The sequence below is a fragment of the Microbacterium sp. BK668 genome (assembly GCF_004362195.1).
Lineage (GTDB): Bacteria > Actinomycetota > Actinomycetes > Actinomycetales > Microbacteriaceae > Microbacterium.
Genome location: NZ_SNWG01000001.1, coordinates 2,717,955 through 2,736,414 on the forward strand (window position 1 = coordinate 2,717,955; position 18,460 = coordinate 2,736,414).

The following is an 18,460-nucleotide window of genomic DNA, read 5'->3' on the forward strand; positions in this document are numbered from 1 at the left end:
TCATCCCACCCTGCGCAGGGCGTCCGCCGCCGCGGTCGCGACATCCGCCGCCAGCTGCTCGGCGTCCTCGTCGTCGAGGTCGTGGACGGTGAGCCGGAGATGCCACGCGGCGGCGTCGTCGGCGAGCACGAACTCGTCACCGGGTCGAGCGAGCCACCCGCGCCGCATGAGGCGCTCGGTGACCGCGCGCGCAGGCACCGGAAGGCGCACCCACAGATTGAGCCCGTCCCCCGCCGCGGTCGGCAGCCCCTTGGCGCTCAGCCGCGCGGCGAAGGCGGCGTTGCGCTCGGCGTAGTGCGCGGCGGCGGAGGCGATCTCGGCGCGGACGGCGTCGTCGGTGACGAGCGCGTGGGTCAGCTTCTGGAGGAGGTGGCTCACCCACGTCGTGCCGGGAGTCAGGCGCATCGCGAGGCGCTCGGCGGTGCGCGGATCGGATGCCGCGACCGCGAGGCACATGTCGGGTCCGAGGAACTTCGAGACCGAGCGCACGAGAGCCCAGCGCCGGTGGCCCGGGCCGATGAGCGAGTGGTATGGGCGTCCGGACAGCATCGCGAAGTGGTCGTCCTCGACCACGAGGACGTAGGGGTGATCGGCGAGCACGGCGCGCAGCCGGCGCGCCCGGCGCTCGGTCAGGCTCGCACCGGTCGGGTTCTGCGCCCGCGGCGTGCACACGACCGCTCGCACCCCGTCCGCGAGGGCCGCCCGGAGACCCTCGACCGTCATCCCCTCGTCGTCGACCGGGATCGCGACGGGACGGTAGCCGCCCAGTCGGACGGTGTGGATGCTGGCGAGGAAACACGGATCCTCGAGGCCCACGGCGTCGTCGCGAGTGAGCGCCTGGGCGAGGAGCCGCTCGATCGCGTCCGACGCCCCGCTGGTGATGGTGAGCCGGAACTGCTGGGCGGGATCGACCGCCTCGCCGAACCACTGCGTCGCCCAGTCCTCCAGCTCCCGGTCGATGACCGGTTCGCCGTAGAGGACGGGCCGGCCCGCGACGCGCGCCAGCGCCACCGAGAGGTCGGGGATGAGATCGGGGTCCGGGTTGCCCGTCCCGACGTCGCGCAGCACGCTGTCCGTCGCGTAACCCTCCTGGGCGACGGCGGATCGGTCGGCGACGCGCGTACCGCCACGTCCGCGCGACACGACGACCCCCGCGCCGGAGAGCTGCCGGTACGCCGCGACCACGGTGTTGCGATTGACGCCCAGGCGCTCGGCGAGCGACCGCACGGGCGGCAGCGGATCACCGGGGGAGAGCACCCCGCGATCGAGCAGCCGCCGCACGCTCTCGGCGATCTCGAGCGCGGTCGCGCCCGTGATCTGCTGGTCCATCGCGCTCTCCGTCATGCGTGAAGCCTATGTGCTGGTCCGTGCTATCTTTTGGCCTAGGCCAATCCCGAGGAGTCTATCGATGTCTTCCCCCACGACCGGTTCGTCCCGCGTCAAGCGCGGTCTCGCCGAGATGCTGAAGGGCGGCGTCATCATGGACGTCGTCACCCCGGATCAGGCGAAGATCGCCGAGGATGCTGGCGCCGTCGCCGTCATGGCGCTCGAGCGCGTCCCGGCCGACATCCGCGCCCAGGGCGGCGTGTCGCGCATGAGCGACCCCGACATGATCGACGGAATCATCTCGGCGGTCTCGATCCCGGTCATGGCGAAGGCCCGCATCGGGCACTTCGTCGAGGCGCAGGTGCTGCAGGAGCTGGGCGTCGACTACATCGACGAGTCCGAGGTGCTCTCGCCCGCCGACTACGTCAACCACATCGACAAGTGGGGCTTCACCGTCCCCTTCGTCTGCGGAGCCACCAACCTCGGCGAGGCGCTGCGCCGCATCAACGAGGGCGCCGCCATGATTCGCTCGAAGGGCGAGGCGGGGACCGGCGACGTCTCCGAGGCGATGAAGCACATCCGCAAGATCAAGGGCGAGATCAGCGCGCTGACGGCCCTCTCGAAGGACGAGCTCTACGTCGCCGCCAAGGAGCTCCAGGCGCCGTACGAGCTGGTGGCGGAGATCGCCGAGACCGGCACGCTCCCCGTCGTGCTCTTCGTCGCCGGGGGCGTCGCGACGCCGGCCGACGCCGCCATGATGATGCAGCTGGGCGCCGACGGCGTGTTCGTCGGCTCGGGGATCTTCAAGTCGGGGAACCCCGCCGAGCGTGCCGCCGCGATCGTGAAGGCGACGACGTTCTTCGACGATGCCAAGGTCATCGCCGACGTCTCGCGCGGACTCGGCGAGGCGATGGTCGGCATCAACGTCTCCGACCTCCCCGCACCGCACCGCCTCGCCGAGCGTGGCTGGTGACGCGCTGAGCCCCTCGGGCCGCACGCCGCACATCGGCATCCTGGCCCTGCAGGGGGACGTGCGCGAGCACGCCGCCGTCCTGCGGGGACTCGGCGCCGAGGTGTCGCTCGTCCGCCGCCCGTCGGAGCTCGCCGCCGTCGACGGCCTCGTGATCCCCGGGGGCGAGTCGAGCGTGATCGACAAGCTCTCGCGCGCGTTCGGGATGCAGCATCCCATCCGCGACGCGATCGCCTCGGGCATGCCCGTGTACGGAACGTGCGCCGGCATGATCATGCTCGCCGATCGCATCACGGGCGCGATCGAGGGACAGGAGACGTTCGGCGGCCTGGACGTCGTCGTCGCCCGCAACGCGTTCGGCAGCCAGGTCGACTCCTTCGAGACCGACCTGACCGTCGACGGCTTCGACGGCGGGCCGGTGCGTGCCGCGTTCATCCGGGCTCCGCTGGTGACGGAGGTGGGGGAGCGCGCGACGGCGATCGCGGCGCTTCCCGACGGCGGCGTCGTGGCCGTGGAGCAGGGGAACATCCTCGCGACGGCCTTCCACCCGGAGGTGTCGGGGGAGACCCGCTTCCATGAGCGGTTCCTGCACAGCGTGCGCGCCGCAGTCTGAGCAAGCGCCGCGCGGGACGTTAGATTCTCAGGCATGGGGATCAACGACTGGTGGCGGGATCATCCCGAAGAGCGGTACTGGCTCATCGCACCCTCGCGGGGCGTCGTCGGCGATGCGCTGAGCGCGCCGAAGTCGTCCGGGGACCGCCGGTTCGAGTGGTCCCACGAGCTGGTCGGGTTCACCGAGCCCGGCGACACGATCTTCGTGTGGGACCGCACGCTCTCGATGCCGGGCATCGGCGCATGGGGCCGGATCCTCGGGCCGCTCACGGAGGACGAGCACGCCCGCCGCGGCGACACGCTGCCGCACTGGCGCATGCCGGTGAGCGACACCCTCCGGCTCGCGTCGCCGATCACCCTGACGGCGCTCCGCCGGATCGGCTCCGACATCATCGCCGTCCGCGACTCCGTCGAGGCGATGACCGACGGGCCGGTCTACTTCCCCTTCATCGGCGGTCCCGACACCCTCGTCCCCGCTCCCGCCTACCTCACCAAGATGCCCCGCGACCTCGTCGCCCTCCTCTCATCGCGCTTCGGATTCGAGTTCGCGCTGTGACCGAGTGGGTCGCGCTCCTGCGCGGAGTCAACGTCGGCGGCATCACGATCCGCAGCGCGGAGCTCGCCGAGGTCTTCCGCGGGCTCGGATTCGACTCGGTGCGCACGGTGCTCGCGAGCGGCAACGTGACGTTCCGGGCCGACGTCGCGCCGCGCGCCCGCGCCGGGCTCAAGCGCGAGATCGAGGCGGGCCTGCGGGAGCGGTTCGGCTACGACGCCTGGATCGTCCTCGTCACGCAGGACGAGCTCGCCTCCGCGATCGACGGCTTCCCCTTCGACGAGACGGATGCCGCACGCCAGCCCTGGGTGATCTTCTGCGTCGACGACGAGACACGCGACGAGCTGACGGATGCCGCGGCATCCCTGGACCCCTCGGTCGACCCGGTCGAGGCCGGACCGGGCGTCGTCTACTGGAATCCCGCGAAAGGCACCACGACCGATACGCCGTTCGCGAAGCTCCTCGCCAAGGCCGCGTACAAGCCGCGGACGACCAACCGCAACCTCCGCACGCTCCGCAAGCTCGCCGTCTGACGGCGGGACGCACGCGCCGCCGGTAGAATCGTCGGCATGTCCGGCCACTCCAAGTGGGCGACGACAAAGCACAAGAAGGCCGTCATCGACGCGCGCCGTGCCAAGTCGTTCGCCAAGCTCATCAAGAACATCGAGGTCGCCGCCAAGCTCGGCGGCGCGGACCTCGCAGGCAACCCGACGCTGTACGACGCCGTGCAGAAGGCGAAGAAGACGTCGGTCCCCAACGACAACATCGATCGCGCCATCAAGCGCGGGGCCGGCATCTCGGGCGAGTCCGTCGAGTACCTCAACATCATGTACGAGGGCTACGGCCCCAACGGCGTCGCGCTCATGATCGAGTGCCTCACCGACAACAAGAACCGCGCCGCGGCGGAGGTGCGCACGGCTCTGACCCGCAACGGCGGCACGCTCGCCGATCCCGGCAGCGTCGCGTACAACTTCACCCGCAAGGGCGTCATCGTCGTGGGTGCGGAGAACACCACCGAGGACGACGTCATGATGGCTGTGCTCGAGGCCGGTGCGGAAGAGGTCGAGCCGCACGCGCAGGGGTTCGCCGTGATCACCGAGGCGAGCGACCTCGTCACCGTCCGCACGGCACTGCAGGACGCCGGGATCGACTACGAGTCGGCCGACGTCGAGTTCGTGCCGAACCTGAAGGTCGAGGTCGACGCCGATACCGCGCGCAAGGTCTTCCGCCTCATCGACGCGCTCGAGGACAGCGACGACGTGCAGAACGTCTACAGCAACTTCGACCTCACCCCCGAGGTGCAGGCGGAGCTCGAAGAGGACGAGTAGGCGCTCGCCGGCGCGCGACGACGAGACCCGCCGGGATGTCCGGCGGGTCTCGTCGATCCTTTCGGCGCCGCGCGCCTGGGCCGCTGTGACGGCGACGGCCCCTAGCGTGGGGGAGTGACTCGCGCTCCGGCATCCGTTCGCGTCCTCGGCGTGGACCCGGGCCTGACCCGCTGCGGCGTCGGGGTCGTCGACGTCGCTCGCGACCGCACGGCCACGCTCGTGCACGTGGGCGTGGTGCGCTCGGACCCGGAGCTTCCGATCGAGCGGCGGCTCGCTCTCATCGCGGCCGGGCTGCGCGCGGTGCTCGACGCGCACCGCCCCGACGTCGTCGCGGTCGAGCGGGTCTTCGCCCAGCAGAACCGCGGCACCGTGATGGGCACGGCGCAGGCGAGCGGCATCGCTCTGCTCCTGGCGGGAGAGCGTGGCCTGGCTGCCGCGACGCACACGCCGAGCGAGGTCAAAGCGGCGATCACGGGCTACGGCAACGCCGACAAGCGCCAGGTGCAGACGATGGTCGCGCGCATCCTCCGCCTCGACGACATCCCCCGGCCCGCCGACGCGGCCGACGCCCTGGCCCTCGCCCTCTGCCACGCGTGGCGAGCGGACACCCCGGTCGCTCCCTCGACCCGCGCGCTGACGCCCGCCCAGCGCGCGTGGGCTCACGCGGAGCGCCTCGCCGGCCGCTGAGAGGATCGCGTGTCGGTCGAACAAAAGTCCGAACCGCTCTCTAGGCTTGCGGCATGATCTCCTCCCTGCGCGGGCGCGTCCTGCACGCGGACGTCGATTCGGTCGTGGTCGAGATGGGGGGCTTCGGACTCTCGGTCGCCGTCACGCCGCAGGTGGCGCGGGCATGCCACGTCGGCGACGAGCTGCAGCTGCACACGAGCCTCATCGTGCGCGAGGACGCGCTCCTGCTCTTCGGCTTCCGGACGCGCGAGGAGCTCGCCGTCTTCAGCCTGCTTCTCGGCGTCACCGGCGTGGGACCCAAGTCCGCCCTCGGCGTCCTCTCGGCGCTTACCGTCGGGCAGATCGCCGACGCGGTGGCCGCCGACGACGATGCGCCGTTCCGGCGGGTCTCGGGCATCGGGCCCAAGACGGCGAAGCTCATCGTGGTCCAGCTGGCGGGAAAGCTCGCGGCTCCGCGAGCCGCCTCCTCCGCGGGGGTGGATGCCTCGCCCGCCGTCTCCGCGCAGGTGACGCAGGCACTCGTGGGCCTCGGGTGGTCGGAGCGCACGGCGGCCGAAGCCGTCGCCTCGGTCGCCGACGACGCGTCCGCCGCCGACCGCGCATCCGTGCAGGCACTGCTGCGATTGACGCTCGCGATGCTCGGCCCCGCGCGGAAGGAGCCGGCGGGTGGATGACCTGACCGATCCCAGCGAGCCCGTCGACGAGGGCGAGCTCGCGATCGAGGGCGCCCTGCGGCCGACGTCGCTCGCGGAGTTCGTCGGACAGCAGAAAGTGCGCGGCCAGCTCCAGCTGCTGCTGGACGCCGCCCGCATCCAGCAGCGACCGCCCGACCACATCCTGCTCTCCGGTCCGCCCGGACTGGGCAAGACGACACTGGCCATGATCGTGGCGCACGAGAGCGGCCGTCCGCTGCGGCTGTCGAGCGGTCCGGCGATCCAGCATGCGGGCGACCTCGCGGCGCTGCTTTCGAGCCTCACTCCCGGCGAGGTCCTCTTCATCGACGAGGTGCACCGCATGGCGCGGTCGGCCGAGGAGATGCTGTACCTCGCGATGGAGGACTTCCGCATCGACATCATGGTAGGCAAGGGCGCCGGGGCCACCAGCATCCCTCTGGATCTGTCTCCTTTCACCCTCGTCGGCGCGACGACCCGCTCGGGGCTGCTGCCTAATCCCCTCCGCGACCGCTTCGGCTTCACGGCGCATCTGGAGTACTACGAGGTCGAGGAGCTCGAGCGGGTCATCGAGCGGTCGGCGGCCATGCTCGGGGTCACCCTGCCGCCGGAAGGACGCTCCGAGATCGCCCGGCGCTCGCGCGGAACCCCCCGCATCGCCAACCGGCTCCTGCGCCGCGTCCGCGACTACCTCGTCGTGCACCGCGGGGGAGCCGGAGAGCACGCGGATGTCGCGACCGTCAGCGCCGCCCTCGACCTCTACGACGTCGACGCCATCGGGCTCGACCGCCTGGACCGGGCGGTGCTGGATGCCGTCGTGCGGCGCTTCCGCGGCGGGCCCGTCGGGCTCAGCACGCTCGCGGTCACCGTCGGCGAAGAGGCCGAGACGATCGAATCGGTCGTCGAGCCGTACCTCGTGCGCATCGGCTTCCTCGGACGCACGCCCCGCGGACGCATCGCGACGCCGCCCGCCTACGCCCACCTGGGCGTGCCGCACGCCGACTCGGCGCTGAGATTCGATGACCTATAATCACTGAAGGCTTTCGCCGATCCTCCTTCTCAAAGGCAACGCCGCCGAGGCGTGCGCCGGACCCGAAAGGTCTCCACAGCTTCATGGACTTCGCGACGTTCTTCGCCAACTACGGCCTGATCATTCTGCTGGTCGTCCTCCTGGTCTTCATGTTCTGGAGCTCGCGCCGCCGCATGCAGAAGCAGAAGGCCGAGCAGGAGGCGAAGGCCCGTCAGACGGTGCCCGGCGCCGAGGTGCTGCTGCAGGGCGGCCTCTACGGCACGATCGTCGCGTACGACGCCGACAACCTCGACCAGCCGGCGGTCGTCGAGATCGCCCCGGGCGTCGAGATCAAGGTGCACAGCCAGGCGATCCTCCGCGTGGTCGACCCCGGCGCGGGCGCCGTGACCGAGGACGAGTTCATCGAGGCCGAGGCGAGCGAAGCCGAGTACGTCGCGGGAGTCGCCAACGGAGCCATCAGCTCGATCAGCGACGACCAGGCCGCGGCCGAGAAGAAGTCGGCCGTCGACCCCGGCGTCGACGACACGGACACCAAGCCCAAGGCCTGACCCTCCGCCCCTGAGCGGGCACTCCAGAAAGCTGACCCCTCGTGGCCACATCCACTCCCGTCCGTCATGCTTGGCGCGCACTGATCGGCCTCGTCGCCATCACCGCCGTGCTGTTCGGAATCAACGCCCTCGGCGTCTACGTGTTCAAGGCGAGCTCGTGGACGCCGGAGCTCGCCCTCGACCTGCAGGGCGGCACGCAGATCATCCTCGAGGCCCAGACGGCCGACGGCGCGGACCCCTCGCAGGAGCAGATGAATCAGGCGGTGACGATCATCCGCCAGCGTGTCGACGCATCCGGCGTCGGCGAAGCGGATGTCACGACCGAGGGCGGCAAGAACATCGTCGTCCAGATCCCCGGCGAGGCCGACGACGAGACGCGTCAGCGCATCGAGGCGTCGGCGCAGCTCCAGCTGCGGCCCGTCCTCTTCGCCGGCGCCCCGGCCAACACGTTCGTGGGGGAGGACGGCGCGGAGACCCCGTATCCGACGCCGGATCCGTCGCTCCAGGCGACGCCGACCGCCTCGCCGACCAACGCGAGCGATCCGGCGTGGATCACGCCGGCGCTCCAGGCGGAGTTCCAGGCGTACGACTGCGCGAGCGACGCCAACGACCCCGCGAGCGAGCCGACCGACGAGCCGCTCATCACGTGCGACACCGAGGGGAGCGTCAAGTACATCCTCGGCCCGGTGGAGCTGGACGGGTCGTCGATCTCGGATGCGACCTTCGGCCTGCAGCAGAACAACGGCGTCTGGGCCGTCAACCTCTCCTTCGACGGCGAGGGCACCGAGACCTTCGGCCAGATCAGCCAGCGGCTCTACGGCGCGCAGTCGCCGCTCGACCAGTTCGCCTTCGTCCTCGACGGCTACGTCCTCTCGGCACCCGCGATGCAGGGTGTCATCCTCGACGGCAAGCCGAGCATCACCGGCAACTTCACGCAGGAGTCGGCGAAGGTGCTGGCCGACCAGCTGAAGTACGGTGCGCTGCCGCTGAGCTTCGCCGTGGTCAGCTCCGACACGATCTCGGCCACGCTGGGATCGCAGCAGCTGGCGATCGGTCTCATCGCGGGCCTCATCGGCCTCGCGCTCGTCGCGCTCTACTCGCTCATCGTCTACCGCGCGCTGGGATTCGTCATCATCGCGTCGCTCGTCGTCATGGGCGTGCTCACGTACATCACGATCTGCATCCTGGCCTGGCGCATGGGCTTCCGCCTGTCCCTCGCGGGCGTCGCGGGGCTCATCGTGTCGATCGGCTTCACCGCCGACTCGTTCATCATCTATTTCGAGCGCATCCGAGACGAGCTCCGCGACGGCAAGTCGATCACCGGCGCCGTCGAGGACGGCTGGGGCCGTGCCAAGCGCACGATCTACATCTCGAAGTCGATCAACATCCTGGCCGCCGTGGTGCTCTACATCCTGGCCGACGCCACCGTGAAGGGCTTCGCCTTCACCCTCGGCCTCACGACGGTGATCGACGTCCTGATCTTCATCCTGTTCACGCACCCCGTGATGCAGCTGCTCGCCCGCACGAAGTTCTTCGGATCGGGGCATCCGCTCTCGGGCATGGACCCCGCGGCGCTCGGGGCGGTCTATCGCGGACGAGCGCAGTTCCGCGCGCCCGTCACGACGGGTCCGGCCACGCAGGCCGCACGCCGCAACGCCCGCTCGCGCGGTGAAGCGGAGCGCCGCCAGACGATCGCGGAGCGCAAGCAGGCCGAGCTCGCCGCCTCGGACGGCGCGAAGACGACCACGGCCGTCAAGGAGAAACCGGGCACGCCCGGCAAGGAGGGGAACGACTGATGCGCTCCATGAGTCAGCTCGGCAACGACCTCTACACCGGCAAGACGTCGTTCCCGTTCGTCGGCCGTCGCCGGCTGTGGTTCATCATCGCCGCCGCGCTGGTGCTCGGCTCGGTGCTGGTGCCGCTGTTCCGTCCGATCCAGTTCTCGATCGAGTTCACGGGCGGCTCGCAGTTCACCGTCTCGGGTGTCAGCAGCACCGACCAGACGACGGCGGAGGATGCTGTCCACTCCGTGGTCCCCGACGCCGCGACGAAGGTCACGACGGTCGGATCCGACACGATCCGCGTGCAGACCGACCAGATGACCTCCGCCGAGACGCGCGAGGTGACGACGGCTCTCGCCGAGGCGTACAACGTGCCCGAGAGCGAGGTGACCGCATCGTTCATCGGACCCAGCTGGGGTGCGGACGTCACCCGTCAGTCGCTGTGGGGACTCGCGATCTTCCTCGCGCTGACCTTCATCATCCTCGGCCTGTACTTCCGCACGTGGAAGATGTCCGCCGCCGCCATCATCGGCCTGGTCGACGTGCTCATCATCACGATCGGCATCTACGCGCTGTTCGGCTTCGAGATCTCCCCGGCCGCCGTCATCGGCTTCCTGACGATCCTGTCGTACGCCCTGTACGACACGACCGTCGTCTTCGACAAGATCAGGGAGAACACCAGCGAGGACGGGGAAGTATCGGGGCGGACGTTCGGCGAGTCGGTCAACCTCGCGGTCAACCAGACGCTCGTCCGCTCGATCAACACGACGGTCGTCGCCATCCTGCCGACCGGCGCCATCCTGTTCATCGGCGCCCTGTGGCTCGGCGCGCAGACGCTCACCGACATCTCGCTGTCGATCTTCGTGGGAACGATCGTGGCCGCGTACTCGACGATCTTCGTCGCCGCGCCGCTGTACTCGCTCCTGCGCGAGAACGAGCCCCTGGTCAAGGCCCGCGACGAGCGGGTGCTGACGGCGCGCGAGCGGGCGGTCGTCCCGGCCTGACCGGTCCGGGCGGAACCTCCGCTGGCGTAGGATTGACGGATCCAGCGGAGGGGAGACGACCGGTATGACCGAGACCGTCCCCTCGTCTGCGACGACCCAGCAGACCTCCTCGCTTCGACGGCTCGTCCCACGGATCTTCTCCCGCTCGGCGCGGCGTGACGACGTCGAGCAGCTGCTGAGGACGGTGCGCACGCACCATCCGAAGGGCGACCTGTCGATCGTCGAGCGGGCGTACACGGTCGCCGAACGCGCCCACGCCGGCCAGACTCGGCAGAGCGGCGAGCCTTACATCACGCATCCGCTGGCCGTCGCGCAGATCCTCGCCGACCTGGGGCTCGGACCGCGTGCCATCGCGGCGGCGCTCCTGCACGACACGGTCGAAGACACCGACTACTCCCTCGACCAGCTGACGGCGGACTTCGGCGACGAAGTCGCGATGCTCGTCGACGGCGTGACGAAGCTCGACAAGGTCAAGTACGGCGAGAGCGCTCAGGCCGAGACCGTCCGCAAGATGATCGTCGCGATGTCGCGCGACATCCGCGTGCTCCTGATCAAGCTCGCCGACCGTCTGCACAACGCCCGGACCTGGGGTTTCGTGCCGCCCCACAAGGCCCAGAAGAAGGCCACCGAGACCCTCGAGATCTATGCGCCGCTGGCGCATCGCCTCGGCATCCAGACCATCAAGTCCGAGCTCGAGGACCTGTCCTTCGCCGTCCTGCACCCGAAGCTCTACGCCGAGATCGAGAGCCTCGTGCGCCAGCGCACCCCGCAGCGGGAGCAGTACGTGCACAACGTCATCGCCGCCGTCGACGCCGATCTGCGGGACCTGCGCATCCGAGGCCGGGTCATGGGCCGCCCCAAGCAGCTCTACTCGGTGTACCAGAAGATGGTCGTGCGCGGTCGGGAGTTCGACGACATCTACGACCTGATCGGCATCCGGGTGCTCGTCGGCAGCGTGCGGGACTGCTATGCCGTGCTCGGCGCCATCCACGCGCGCTGGACGCCGCTTCCCGGCCGATTCAAGGACTACATCGCGACGCCGAAGTTCAACCTCTACCAGTCGCTGCACACGACGGTCATCGGCCCGGGCGGGCGCACGGTCGAGATCCAGATCCGCACGAACGAGATGCATCAGCAGGCCGAGTACGGCGTCGCGGCTCACTGGAAGTACAAGGAGCAGATGGCCGGCGGCAAGCCGGACTCCAAATCGGTCGACGCCGACATGGCGTGGCTCGCGCACATCTCGGACTGGCAGGCCGAGACCGCCGACCCCGGCGAGTTCCTCGACTCGCTGCGCTTCGAGATCGGTGCGAAGGAGGTGTACGTCTTCACGCCGAAGGGCCGGGTCATCGGCCTTCCGGCCGGCGCCACTCCGGTCGACTTCGCCTACGCCGTGCACACCGAGATCGGTCACCGCACGATGGGCGCGAAGGTCAACGGCCGACTCGTGCCGCTGGAGTCCGAGCTCAAGAGCGGAGACGTCGTAGAGGTCTTCACGTCGAAGAATCCGGATGCCGGCCCCAGCCAGGACTGGCTGGGCTTCGTCAAGAGCACGCGCGCCCGCAGCAAGATCCGCGGCTGGTTCACCAAGGAGCGCCGCGAAGAGGCGATCGAGCAGGGCAAGGAGTCGATCGCCCGCGCGATGCGGCGGCAGAACCTGCCGCTGCAGCGCCTCATGAGCCAGGACTCCTTCGCCGAGGTCGCGCAGCAGCTGCGCTACGAGGACGTCTCGGCCCTGTACGCGGCCGTCGGAGAGGGCCACGTCTCGACGCAGTCGGTCATCGAGAAGGTCACGGCGCTCGTGGCAGCGAGCGACACGACGACCGGCCCGATCGACCTCCCGCAGGTGGGCCGCTCGCGCGCGCCGCGCGGCGGCGACTCGGGCGTGCTCGTCCGGGGTGCCCCCGACATCCTCGTCAAGCTCGCGAAGTGCTGCACGCCGGTGCCCGGCGACCAGATCGTGGGCTTCGTCACGCGGGGGAGCGGTGTCTCGGTGCATCGAGCCGACTGCACCAACGTCAAGTCGCTCATGGAAGACCCCGAGCGTCTGATCGAGGTCGATTGGGCTCCGACGACCAAGAGCGTGTTCCTCGTGCAGATCCAGGTCGAGGCGCTCGACCGTTCGGGCCTGCTGAGCGACGTGACCCGGGTGCTCAGCGAGCACCACGTGAACATCCTGTCGGCGACCGTCTCGACCACGAACGATCGCCTCGCGCTGAGCCGGTTCGTGTTCGAGATGGGCGACATCGTGCACCTCGACCGCGTGCTCAACGCCGTGCGGCGCATCGACGCCGTCTACGACGTCTACCGCGTCACGTCCTCCTGAGCCGACCGCGCCGACAGGCCCTGGAGGAAGGCGACGGCCGTGCGCTTGTGCGGCACGGGCCGGCGCTGCTCGAACCACGCGACGGCCTCCAGCGCGAGGCCCGGGAACGCGTCGGAGACGAGGCGCGCGGCCTCGGCGTAGTCGTCGTCGGGCACGCGCGCGAGGTCGGCGAGGGTGCGCTGCGGCGAGGTGACGAGCACGCCGCCGATGCGCCAGAGGTCGTCGGTCGCCACTTCCGGATCGCGGTAGATCGCGCGACGGTCGATGACCTGGTGGATCCGCCACGGGACGGCACGCTGCACCGTATGCCGGGCCGGCGGCTCGGGGAGAGCGCCATGCACCCACGCCGCGCTCAGATGCGTCGCGGCGAGCGTCTCGCCGAGGATGCCGCGCAACGATCCGGCACGGAGTGCCCGCGTCTCCACCGCGTCTGCCGGGATGTAGGCCTCGCCGAGCTCCACGACATCGCCGTCGAGCCGCGCCGCCGAGAGCTCGGCGGGGGAGAGGCGGTCGCCGGGGAAGTACAGGAAGGGCGTGGTCACTACGGCAGTGTGCCGCACGCCGGGAAGCCCGATCCGACTGGACGGTGCCGTTGTGGAGAACCTCTCCGAAACAACGGAGGCGGAGGGGCGGCGTCACCCGCCGAGGGCGCGAAGCCAGCCCTTGCGCGCCTCGAGCGCTTCCTTCGCCTTTGCGATCGCACCCTTGTCGCCGGACTTCTCCGCCGCGGCGAGCTCCTGCTCGAGCTTCTCGATCGCCTCCGTCAGCTGGCGCGTCATGTCGTTCGCCCGCGCCTTCTGCTCGGGGTCGTTGCGCTTCCAGTCGGCGTCCTCGCGCGATCGCAGGGCCTGCTCGATCTTGCGCAGGTCGTCGTCGAGGCCGCGCTCGGCCTCGCGCGGGAAGATGCGACCGATGTCGTCCCAGCGGCGCTGGATGCTCGTCAGCAGCGCCCGCGCCTTGCCGAGGTCCCGCTCGTCGGCGACTGCCCGCGCCTCGTCGAGGAGCGCCCGCTTCGCGGTGATCTTCTCGCGGGATGCCTCGGCATCGGCCGCCTCGCGCTCTCCGCGGGCGGAGTACAGCGCGTCGCCCGCGGCCTTGAAGCGCGCCCACAGGGCGTCGTCGGCCTTCTTGCCCGCGCGCCCGGCCGTCTTCCACTGCTCGAGGAGCTCGCGGTACTGGGCGATGCCGTCCTCGCCCTTGGGAGCGAGCGCCTCCGCCCGCTCCACCAGCTTCGCCTTCCGGTCGCGAACCGCCTTATGGGCCTCGTCGAGCTCGGCGTAGAACTCGCGGCGGTGCTTGTCGACCGTGGCGCGGGCGTCGCGGAACCTCTTCCACAGCGCCTGAGCCGTCGACTTCGGCAGGCGCGGGCCGTTCTGCTGCTGCAGCTGCCACTGGTCGAAGAGCGAGGTCAGCTCTGCGGACGCCTGCTTCCACTGCACGGTGCGCGGATCGCGCGCCGCGAGCGCCTCGGCACGCTCGACGAGTTCGGTGCGGCTCTTGATGGCCTCGTCGACCGCCTCGCGAGCGGCGGCCGCCTCGGTCTCGGACGCTGCGGAGAGGGACTCGGTGAGTGCGGCCACGCGCGCCTCGAGCGACGCGAGGTCGCCCACGGCGGCGGCGCCGGAGATCTTGTCGGACACGGTCTTCGCGGCGGCGCGCAGGTCGGCCGCCGATGCGCCGCCCCGGCGGTGACGGACCTCGAGGAGGGTCACCTCGCTCGCGAGGTCGGTGTACTTGCGCTCGAAGTAGGCCAGGGCCTCCTCGGGTGTGCCATCGGGGAACTGCCCCACGACGCGCCACTGGTCGCCCTCGCGGACCGACACCGTGCCGTCCTCGTCCACGCGACCCCACGGCTCGGTCGGCGCCGGCACCCGAGGCCCGGTGCCTGCCGGCGGGCGAGGGGTCGGCATGGGACGCGGCGCGGGAGCGGGTGTCGCCCGGGGCGCCGGCGCGCCGTGCTCGGCGGAGTCGGCAGCGGCGGGCTCCTCCTCGGTCGCGACGGCGGCGTCCTGCGCCTCGCCCACCGACTCGTCTGAAGCGGCCGGCTCGATGACCGGCTCGCCAGCGCTCTCCGTCTCGCCCGGGGTCTCGGCCTCGGCGCCCGGCCCACTCGGAGCCTCGGCCTCGGGGCCGGGCTCCCTCGTCGACGGCTCTTCCGTGGACGGGGGCGCGTCGTCGCCGGGAGCGTCGCTCAGCTCGACGGCGTCCGGCGCCTGTGCCTCGTCGTCGGTGGTGGGCTGGGGAGTGGGGTCTGCTGCGGCAGTCACGGGATGCACCTCAATGCGGCTCTCGCCGCCTGCGGGGGATGGACGGATCAAGCCTAGTACGGGCGGCACCGTCCGCTCAGGCCCGCTGCCACCCGATGCCCGCCGGATCGCCGACCGTCAGGAGCTGGCGGACGGGCTCGGCGTCGCTTCGTCGGAGGGGGCGGGCGCGGGCTCCTCGGAGGGGGCCGGCGAGTCCGTCGGCTCCGGCGTGGTGGCGGGCGAGGGCGTGACGCTCGGGGTGGGCTCGGGGGCACCGGGGCCGACCGTGAAGTAGGCGGTCTGCGCGCTGATGACACCGAGGATCAGCAGTCCACCGCCGATGCCCGCGATGAGATTGTCACGCCGGCGGCGGCGCGCCTGGTCGTCGTGCAGCTGCTGCCGCGCCTGGTAAACCCGCGCCCGCTCCCGCGCTTCGCGCGCGGAACGGTCTTTGCCACCGGTCGCCACGGGACCTCCCTCGCTCCCCTGGACGCCCAGGGCCGGGACGATCCTATTGAACGCGCCACGGGCCGCCAAACCGCGTCGAGCCGGCGTCCGACGCCGCGACTAGCCTGGTCGGGTGACCTCCACCGCCGCGCTCTTCCAGGGGCAGACGCCGCTCGCGGTGCGGATGCGACCGACGTCCCTCGACGAGGTCGCCGGGCAGGGGCACCTCCTGCGGCGAGGCTCTCCGCTGGTGGCCCTCGCGGATCCGGATGCCGCGACCACGGCCACCTCCGTCATCCTCTGGGGGCCGCCCGGCACGGGCAAGACGACGCTCGCGCAGGCGATCGCGCGCTCGTCGGGTCGCCGGTTCGTCGAGCTGTCGGCGATCACGGCGGGTGTCCGCGACGTGCGTGAGGTCATGCAGGAGGCGCTGACGCAGCGCGACCTGTACGGGATGTCGACGATCCTCTTCCTCGACGAGATCCATCGGTTCACGAAGGCGCAGCAGGACGCGCTGCTCCCCGGCGTGGAGAACGGATGGGTCGTCCTCATCGCCGCCACGACCGAGAACCCCTCCTTCTCGGTCATCTCGCCGCTCCTGTCCCGTTCGCTGCTGCTCACCCTGAAGCCCCTGACCGACGAGGATCTCGGCCTGCTCGTCGATCGCGCGGTCGCGGACTCCCGGGGCCTCGCCGACGCGGTGTCGCTCCTCCCGGAGGCTCGCGACGCGCTCGTCCGCCTGGCCTCCGGCGATGCCCGGCGCGCCCTGACGGCGCTCGAGGCCGCGGCATCCATCGCTGCGAGCGAGGCCGAGGACGACGAGATCGCCCTCACGGCGGACCACGTCGCGCAGGCCGTCGACCGCGCGCTGCTGCGCTACGACCGGCAGGGCGACGAGCACTACGACGTCATCAGCGCGTTCATCAAGTCGATCCGCGGCTCCGACGTCGATGCCGCGATGCACTACCTCGCCCGCATGATCGAGGCGGGCGAGGACCCGCGGTTCATCGCGCGGCGGCTCATCATCTCGGCTGCGGAGGACATCGGGCTGGCCGATCCCCAGGCGCTTCCGCTCGCGGTCGCCGCCGCCGACGCCGTGCAGTTCATCGGCATGCCCGAGGGCCGCATCCCGCTCGCCGAGGCGACGGCGTACCTCGCGACGACCGCGAAGTCGAACGCCGCGTACCTCGCGATCGACAAGGCGATCGCGGATGTTCGCGCCGGCGGATTCGGCCGCGTTCCGGCGCACCTGCGCGACGCGCACTATCCGGGTGCGAAGCGCCTGGGTCACGGCAAGGGCTACGCCTACCCGCACGACAGCGAGGTCGGGGTCGTCGCCCAGCAGTACCTGCCCGACGAGCTGCGCGGCCGGCGCTACTACGAGCCGACCAGCCACGGGCAGGAGCGCGACGTGCAGGCCCGGCTCGAGAAGATCCGCCGCATCCTCGCCGGCGAGTGACCCCGTCCCCTGCGCGCGATGGCCGTCCGTCCCGGCGTACCGCCTCTCATCGCCGAGTTCGCAGACTCGCGCGCGAACCCGCACTCGCATGCAGCGGGACAGTGCGAGGTGAGGCGCGGATGTGCGAGGTCGGCGGCGCGTTCGAGGGGAAGGGCGGGCGGCTCGCGGATCATCAGGGAGTGAGGCCGGTTCTGATAGACTTGAACGGCTCGAAACGGAGTTTTCGGGCATCCCCTTTCCTCTTCACCACCTTCTGGCATGCCCCGGCGTGCATCCCGGACAGGGCGAGGAGAGGCGATACGTCCGCGAGCCGTGAGGGACACGGCCGCGTCATCGGAAGGAACACTTCGTGGCAACGAAGTCCCAGGACCGCCGCAAGGTCCGTCTCTCGCGCGCGCTCGGCGTCGCGCTGACCCCCAAAGCGGCCAAGTACCTCGAGAAGCGTCCCTACGCTCCGGGTGAGCACGGCCGCACCAAGCGCAAGCAGGACAGCGACTTCGCCGTCCGCCTCCGCGAGAAGCAGCGTCTGCGCGAGCAGTACGGCATCCGCGAGAAGCAGATGCGCAACACCTTCAACGAGGCCCGCCGCAAGGACGGCCTGACGGGTGAGAACCTCGTCGAGCTCCTCGAGATGCGCCTCGACGCCCTCGTGCTGCGTGCCGGCTTCGCCCGCACGACCGCCCAGGCGCGCCAGCTCGTGGTGCACCGGCACATCCTCGTCGACGGCCAGCTGGTCGACCGCCCGTCGTTCCGCGTGAAGCCGGGCCAGCTCATCCACGTCAAGACCAAGAGCGAGGGCCTCGAGCCCTTCCAGGTGGCGGCGCTCGGCGGTCACGCCGAGGTCCTGCCCCCGGTCCCGGGCTACCTCGAGGTCGAGCTCGACAAGCTGCAGGCCCGCCTCGTGCGTCGCCCCAAGCGCGCCGAGGTTCCCGTGGTCGGTGACGTCCAGCTCGTCGTGGAGTATTACGCCGCTCGATAGCACCGCCCGACAGATCACGGTGTGCGGAGGGCGCCGGGGGAACCCGGCGCCCTCCGTCGTTTCCGCTTACGATGGGGGGATGCCGCGAACCGCGGCCGAGGAGTGATGACATGAAGAACGTCCTGTGGTTCCTGCTCGGCGTCATCGGCGGTTTCGTCGTCGCGCATCTCGTCAACAAGGACCCGCGCGGACACGAACTGCTCGCCGAGGTCGACGCGCGCATCGGAGAGTTCACCGACCGGATGAGCGACGCCTACCGGGAGCAGGAAGCGCGCTTCGCGGGAGTGGTCGACGCCGCCAAGAACGCCGCCTCGGACGTCGCCGGCGCTGCGGGCGATGCCCTGTCGGCGGCGCAGGATGCGGCATCCGACGTCATCGCTTCGGCCACCGGGTCGGCGACCCAGGCCCGACAGACCGCCCCGACGGCGGCTGAGAAGCTCAACGACTGACCTGCTGCGCGAACCGCCCTGCAAAGGGCCCCTCCCGCCGCTCG

The 18,460-nt window shown here is 70.7% G+C and carries 19 protein-coding genes; 15 read left to right on the top strand and 4 right to left on the bottom strand.

What is annotated here, in order from left to right; translation table 11 throughout:
• Positions 1-1,329 (bottom strand): aminotransferase class I/II-fold pyridoxal phosphate-dependent enzyme, encoded by a 1,329-nt coding sequence (locus EV279_RS12175; protein ID WP_133544923.1) that lies wholly within the window; start codon positions 1,327-1,329, stop codon positions 1-3.
• A 79-nt stretch (positions 1,330-1,408) separates the two neighbouring features.
• On the opposite strand from EV279_RS12175, the gene pdxS reads away from it, so the two are divergent.
• The 12 genes from pdxS (at position 1,409) to EV279_RS12235 (ending at position 12,836) form a co-directional block, all read left to right on the top strand.
• Complete coding sequence (gene pdxS / locus EV279_RS12180; protein WP_133543825.1) at positions 1,409-2,299, top strand: pyridoxal 5'-phosphate synthase lyase subunit PdxS; 891 nt, start codon at positions 1,409-1,411, stop codon at positions 2,297-2,299.
• 4 nt (positions 2,300-2,303) lie between these two features.
• Positions 2,304-2,909, top strand: coding sequence for a pyridoxal 5'-phosphate synthase glutaminase subunit PdxT (gene pdxT / locus EV279_RS12185; RefSeq protein WP_243728621.1), 606 nt, complete (start codon positions 2,304-2,306; stop codon positions 2,907-2,909).
• Between the two features lie 33 nt (positions 2,910-2,942).
• Positions 2,943-3,464, top strand: a complete 522-nt coding sequence (locus EV279_RS12190; RefSeq protein ID WP_133543829.1) for a hypothetical protein — start codon at positions 2,943-2,945, stop codon at positions 3,462-3,464.
• Positions 3,461-3,994, top strand: a complete 534-nt coding sequence (locus tag EV279_RS12195) for a DUF1697 domain-containing protein (RefSeq protein ID WP_133543831.1) — start codon at positions 3,461-3,463, stop codon at positions 3,992-3,994. Before EV279_RS12190 ends, EV279_RS12195 begins: the two co-directional genes overlap by 4 nt.
• Before the next feature lie 36 nt (positions 3,995-4,030).
• Positions 4,031-4,789 (top strand): YebC/PmpR family DNA-binding transcriptional regulator, encoded by a 759-nt coding sequence (locus EV279_RS12200; protein ID WP_133543834.1) that lies wholly within the window; start codon positions 4,031-4,033, stop codon positions 4,787-4,789.
• A 114-nt stretch (positions 4,790-4,903) separates the two neighbouring features.
• Positions 4,904-5,476, top strand: a complete 573-nt coding sequence (ruvC, locus tag EV279_RS12205) for a crossover junction endodeoxyribonuclease RuvC (RefSeq protein ID WP_133543836.1) — start codon at positions 4,904-4,906, stop codon at positions 5,474-5,476.
• Positions 5,477-5,529: 53 nt separating this feature from the next.
• On the top strand, positions 5,530-6,150 hold the full coding sequence (gene ruvA / locus EV279_RS12210) for a Holliday junction branch migration protein RuvA (RefSeq protein WP_133543838.1): 621 nt from the start codon (positions 5,530-5,532) through the stop codon (positions 6,148-6,150).
• The gene (ruvB, locus tag EV279_RS12215) at positions 6,143-7,177 is read left to right on the top strand and encodes a Holliday junction branch migration DNA helicase RuvB (RefSeq protein WP_133543840.1); all 1,035 of its coding nucleotides are present in this window, start codon (positions 6,143-6,145) and stop codon (positions 7,175-7,177) included. Before ruvA ends, ruvB begins: the two co-directional genes overlap by 8 nt.
• A gap of 83 nt (positions 7,178-7,260) precedes the next feature.
• A complete protein-coding gene (locus EV279_RS12220) occupies positions 7,261-7,725 on the top strand; it encodes a preprotein translocase subunit YajC (RefSeq protein WP_133543842.1) in 465 nt (154 codons plus the stop codon).
• Positions 7,726-7,766: 41 nt separating this feature from the next.
• Positions 7,767-9,521, top strand: coding sequence for a protein translocase subunit SecD (secD, locus tag EV279_RS12225; protein ID WP_133543844.1), 1,755 nt, complete (start codon positions 7,767-7,769; stop codon positions 9,519-9,521).
• A complete protein-coding gene (secF, locus tag EV279_RS12230) occupies positions 9,521-10,510 on the top strand; it encodes a protein translocase subunit SecF (RefSeq protein WP_133543846.1) in 990 nt (329 codons plus the stop codon). The genes secD and secF overlap by 1 nt, the downstream gene beginning before the upstream one ends.
• Positions 10,511-10,574: 64 nt before the next feature.
• A complete protein-coding gene (locus EV279_RS12235) occupies positions 10,575-12,836 on the top strand; it encodes a bifunctional (p)ppGpp synthetase/guanosine-3',5'-bis(diphosphate) 3'-pyrophosphohydrolase (RefSeq protein ID WP_133543848.1) in 2,262 nt (753 codons plus the stop codon).
• Here the strand turns inward: EV279_RS12235 and EV279_RS12240 are convergent.
• From EV279_RS12240 to EV279_RS12250, 3 genes are all read right to left on the bottom strand, one after another.
• Positions 12,815-13,378, bottom strand: a complete 564-nt coding sequence (locus EV279_RS12240; protein WP_133543850.1) for a type IV toxin-antitoxin system AbiEi family antitoxin — start codon at positions 13,376-13,378, stop codon at positions 12,815-12,817. The two genes, EV279_RS12235 and EV279_RS12240, sit on opposite strands and share 22 nt — an antisense overlap.
• Before the next feature lie 93 nt (positions 13,379-13,471).
• Complete coding sequence (locus tag EV279_RS12245) at positions 13,472-15,103, bottom strand: DUF349 domain-containing protein (protein WP_347876859.1); 1,632 nt, start codon at positions 15,101-15,103, stop codon at positions 13,472-13,474.
• Between the two features lie 117 nt (positions 15,104-15,220).
• Positions 15,221-15,550: a dioxygenase gene (locus EV279_RS12250; protein WP_133543852.1), complete on the bottom strand. Its 330-nt coding sequence runs from the start codon at positions 15,548-15,550 to the stop codon at positions 15,221-15,223.
• Between the two features lie 112 nt (positions 15,551-15,662).
• On the opposite strand from EV279_RS12250, the gene EV279_RS12255 reads away from it, so the two are divergent.
• From EV279_RS12255 to EV279_RS12265, 3 genes are all read left to right on the top strand, one after another.
• Complete coding sequence (locus EV279_RS12255) at positions 15,663-16,988, top strand: replication-associated recombination protein A (protein WP_243728553.1); 1,326 nt, start codon at positions 15,663-15,665, stop codon at positions 16,986-16,988.
• 349 nt (positions 16,989-17,337) lie between these two features.
• The gene (gene rpsD, locus EV279_RS12260) at positions 17,338-17,967 is read left to right on the top strand and encodes a 30S ribosomal protein S4 (protein WP_133543854.1); all 630 of its coding nucleotides are present in this window, start codon (positions 17,338-17,340) and stop codon (positions 17,965-17,967) included.
• 110 nt (positions 17,968-18,077) lie between these two features.
• On the top strand, positions 18,078-18,416 hold the full coding sequence (locus EV279_RS12265; RefSeq protein WP_133543856.1) for an ATPase: 339 nt from the start codon (positions 18,078-18,080) through the stop codon (positions 18,414-18,416).
• Positions 18,417-18,460: the final 44 nt, after the last annotated feature.

Bases quoted from the DNA above. Each gene is read 5' to 3' on its own strand.
- EV279_RS12175 (WP_133544923.1), bottom strand. From the start codon at position 1,329: ATGGACCAGCAGATCACGGGCGCGACCGCGCTCGAGATCGCCGAGAGC.
- pdxS (WP_133543825.1), top strand. From the start codon at position 1,409: ATGTCTTCCCCCACGACCGGTTCGTCCCGCGTCAAGCGCGGTCTCGCC.
- EV279_RS12190 (WP_133543829.1), top strand. From the start codon at position 2,943: ATGGGGATCAACGACTGGTGGCGGGATCATCCCGAAGAGCGGTACTGG.
- EV279_RS12200 (WP_133543834.1), top strand. From the start codon at position 4,031: ATGTCCGGCCACTCCAAGTGGGCGACGACAAAGCACAAGAAGGCCGTC.
- ruvA (WP_133543838.1), top strand. From the start codon at position 5,530: ATGATCTCCTCCCTGCGCGGGCGCGTCCTGCACGCGGACGTCGATTCG.
- EV279_RS12220 (WP_133543842.1), top strand. From the start codon at position 7,261: ATGGACTTCGCGACGTTCTTCGCCAACTACGGCCTGATCATTCTGCTG.
- secF (WP_133543846.1), top strand. From the start codon at position 9,521: ATGCGCTCCATGAGTCAGCTCGGCAACGACCTCTACACCGGCAAGACG.
- EV279_RS12235 (WP_133543848.1), top strand. From the start codon at position 10,575: ATGACCGAGACCGTCCCCTCGTCTGCGACGACCCAGCAGACCTCCTCG.
- EV279_RS12265 (WP_133543856.1), top strand. From the start codon at position 18,078: ATGAAGAACGTCCTGTGGTTCCTGCTCGGCGTCATCGGCGGTTTCGTC.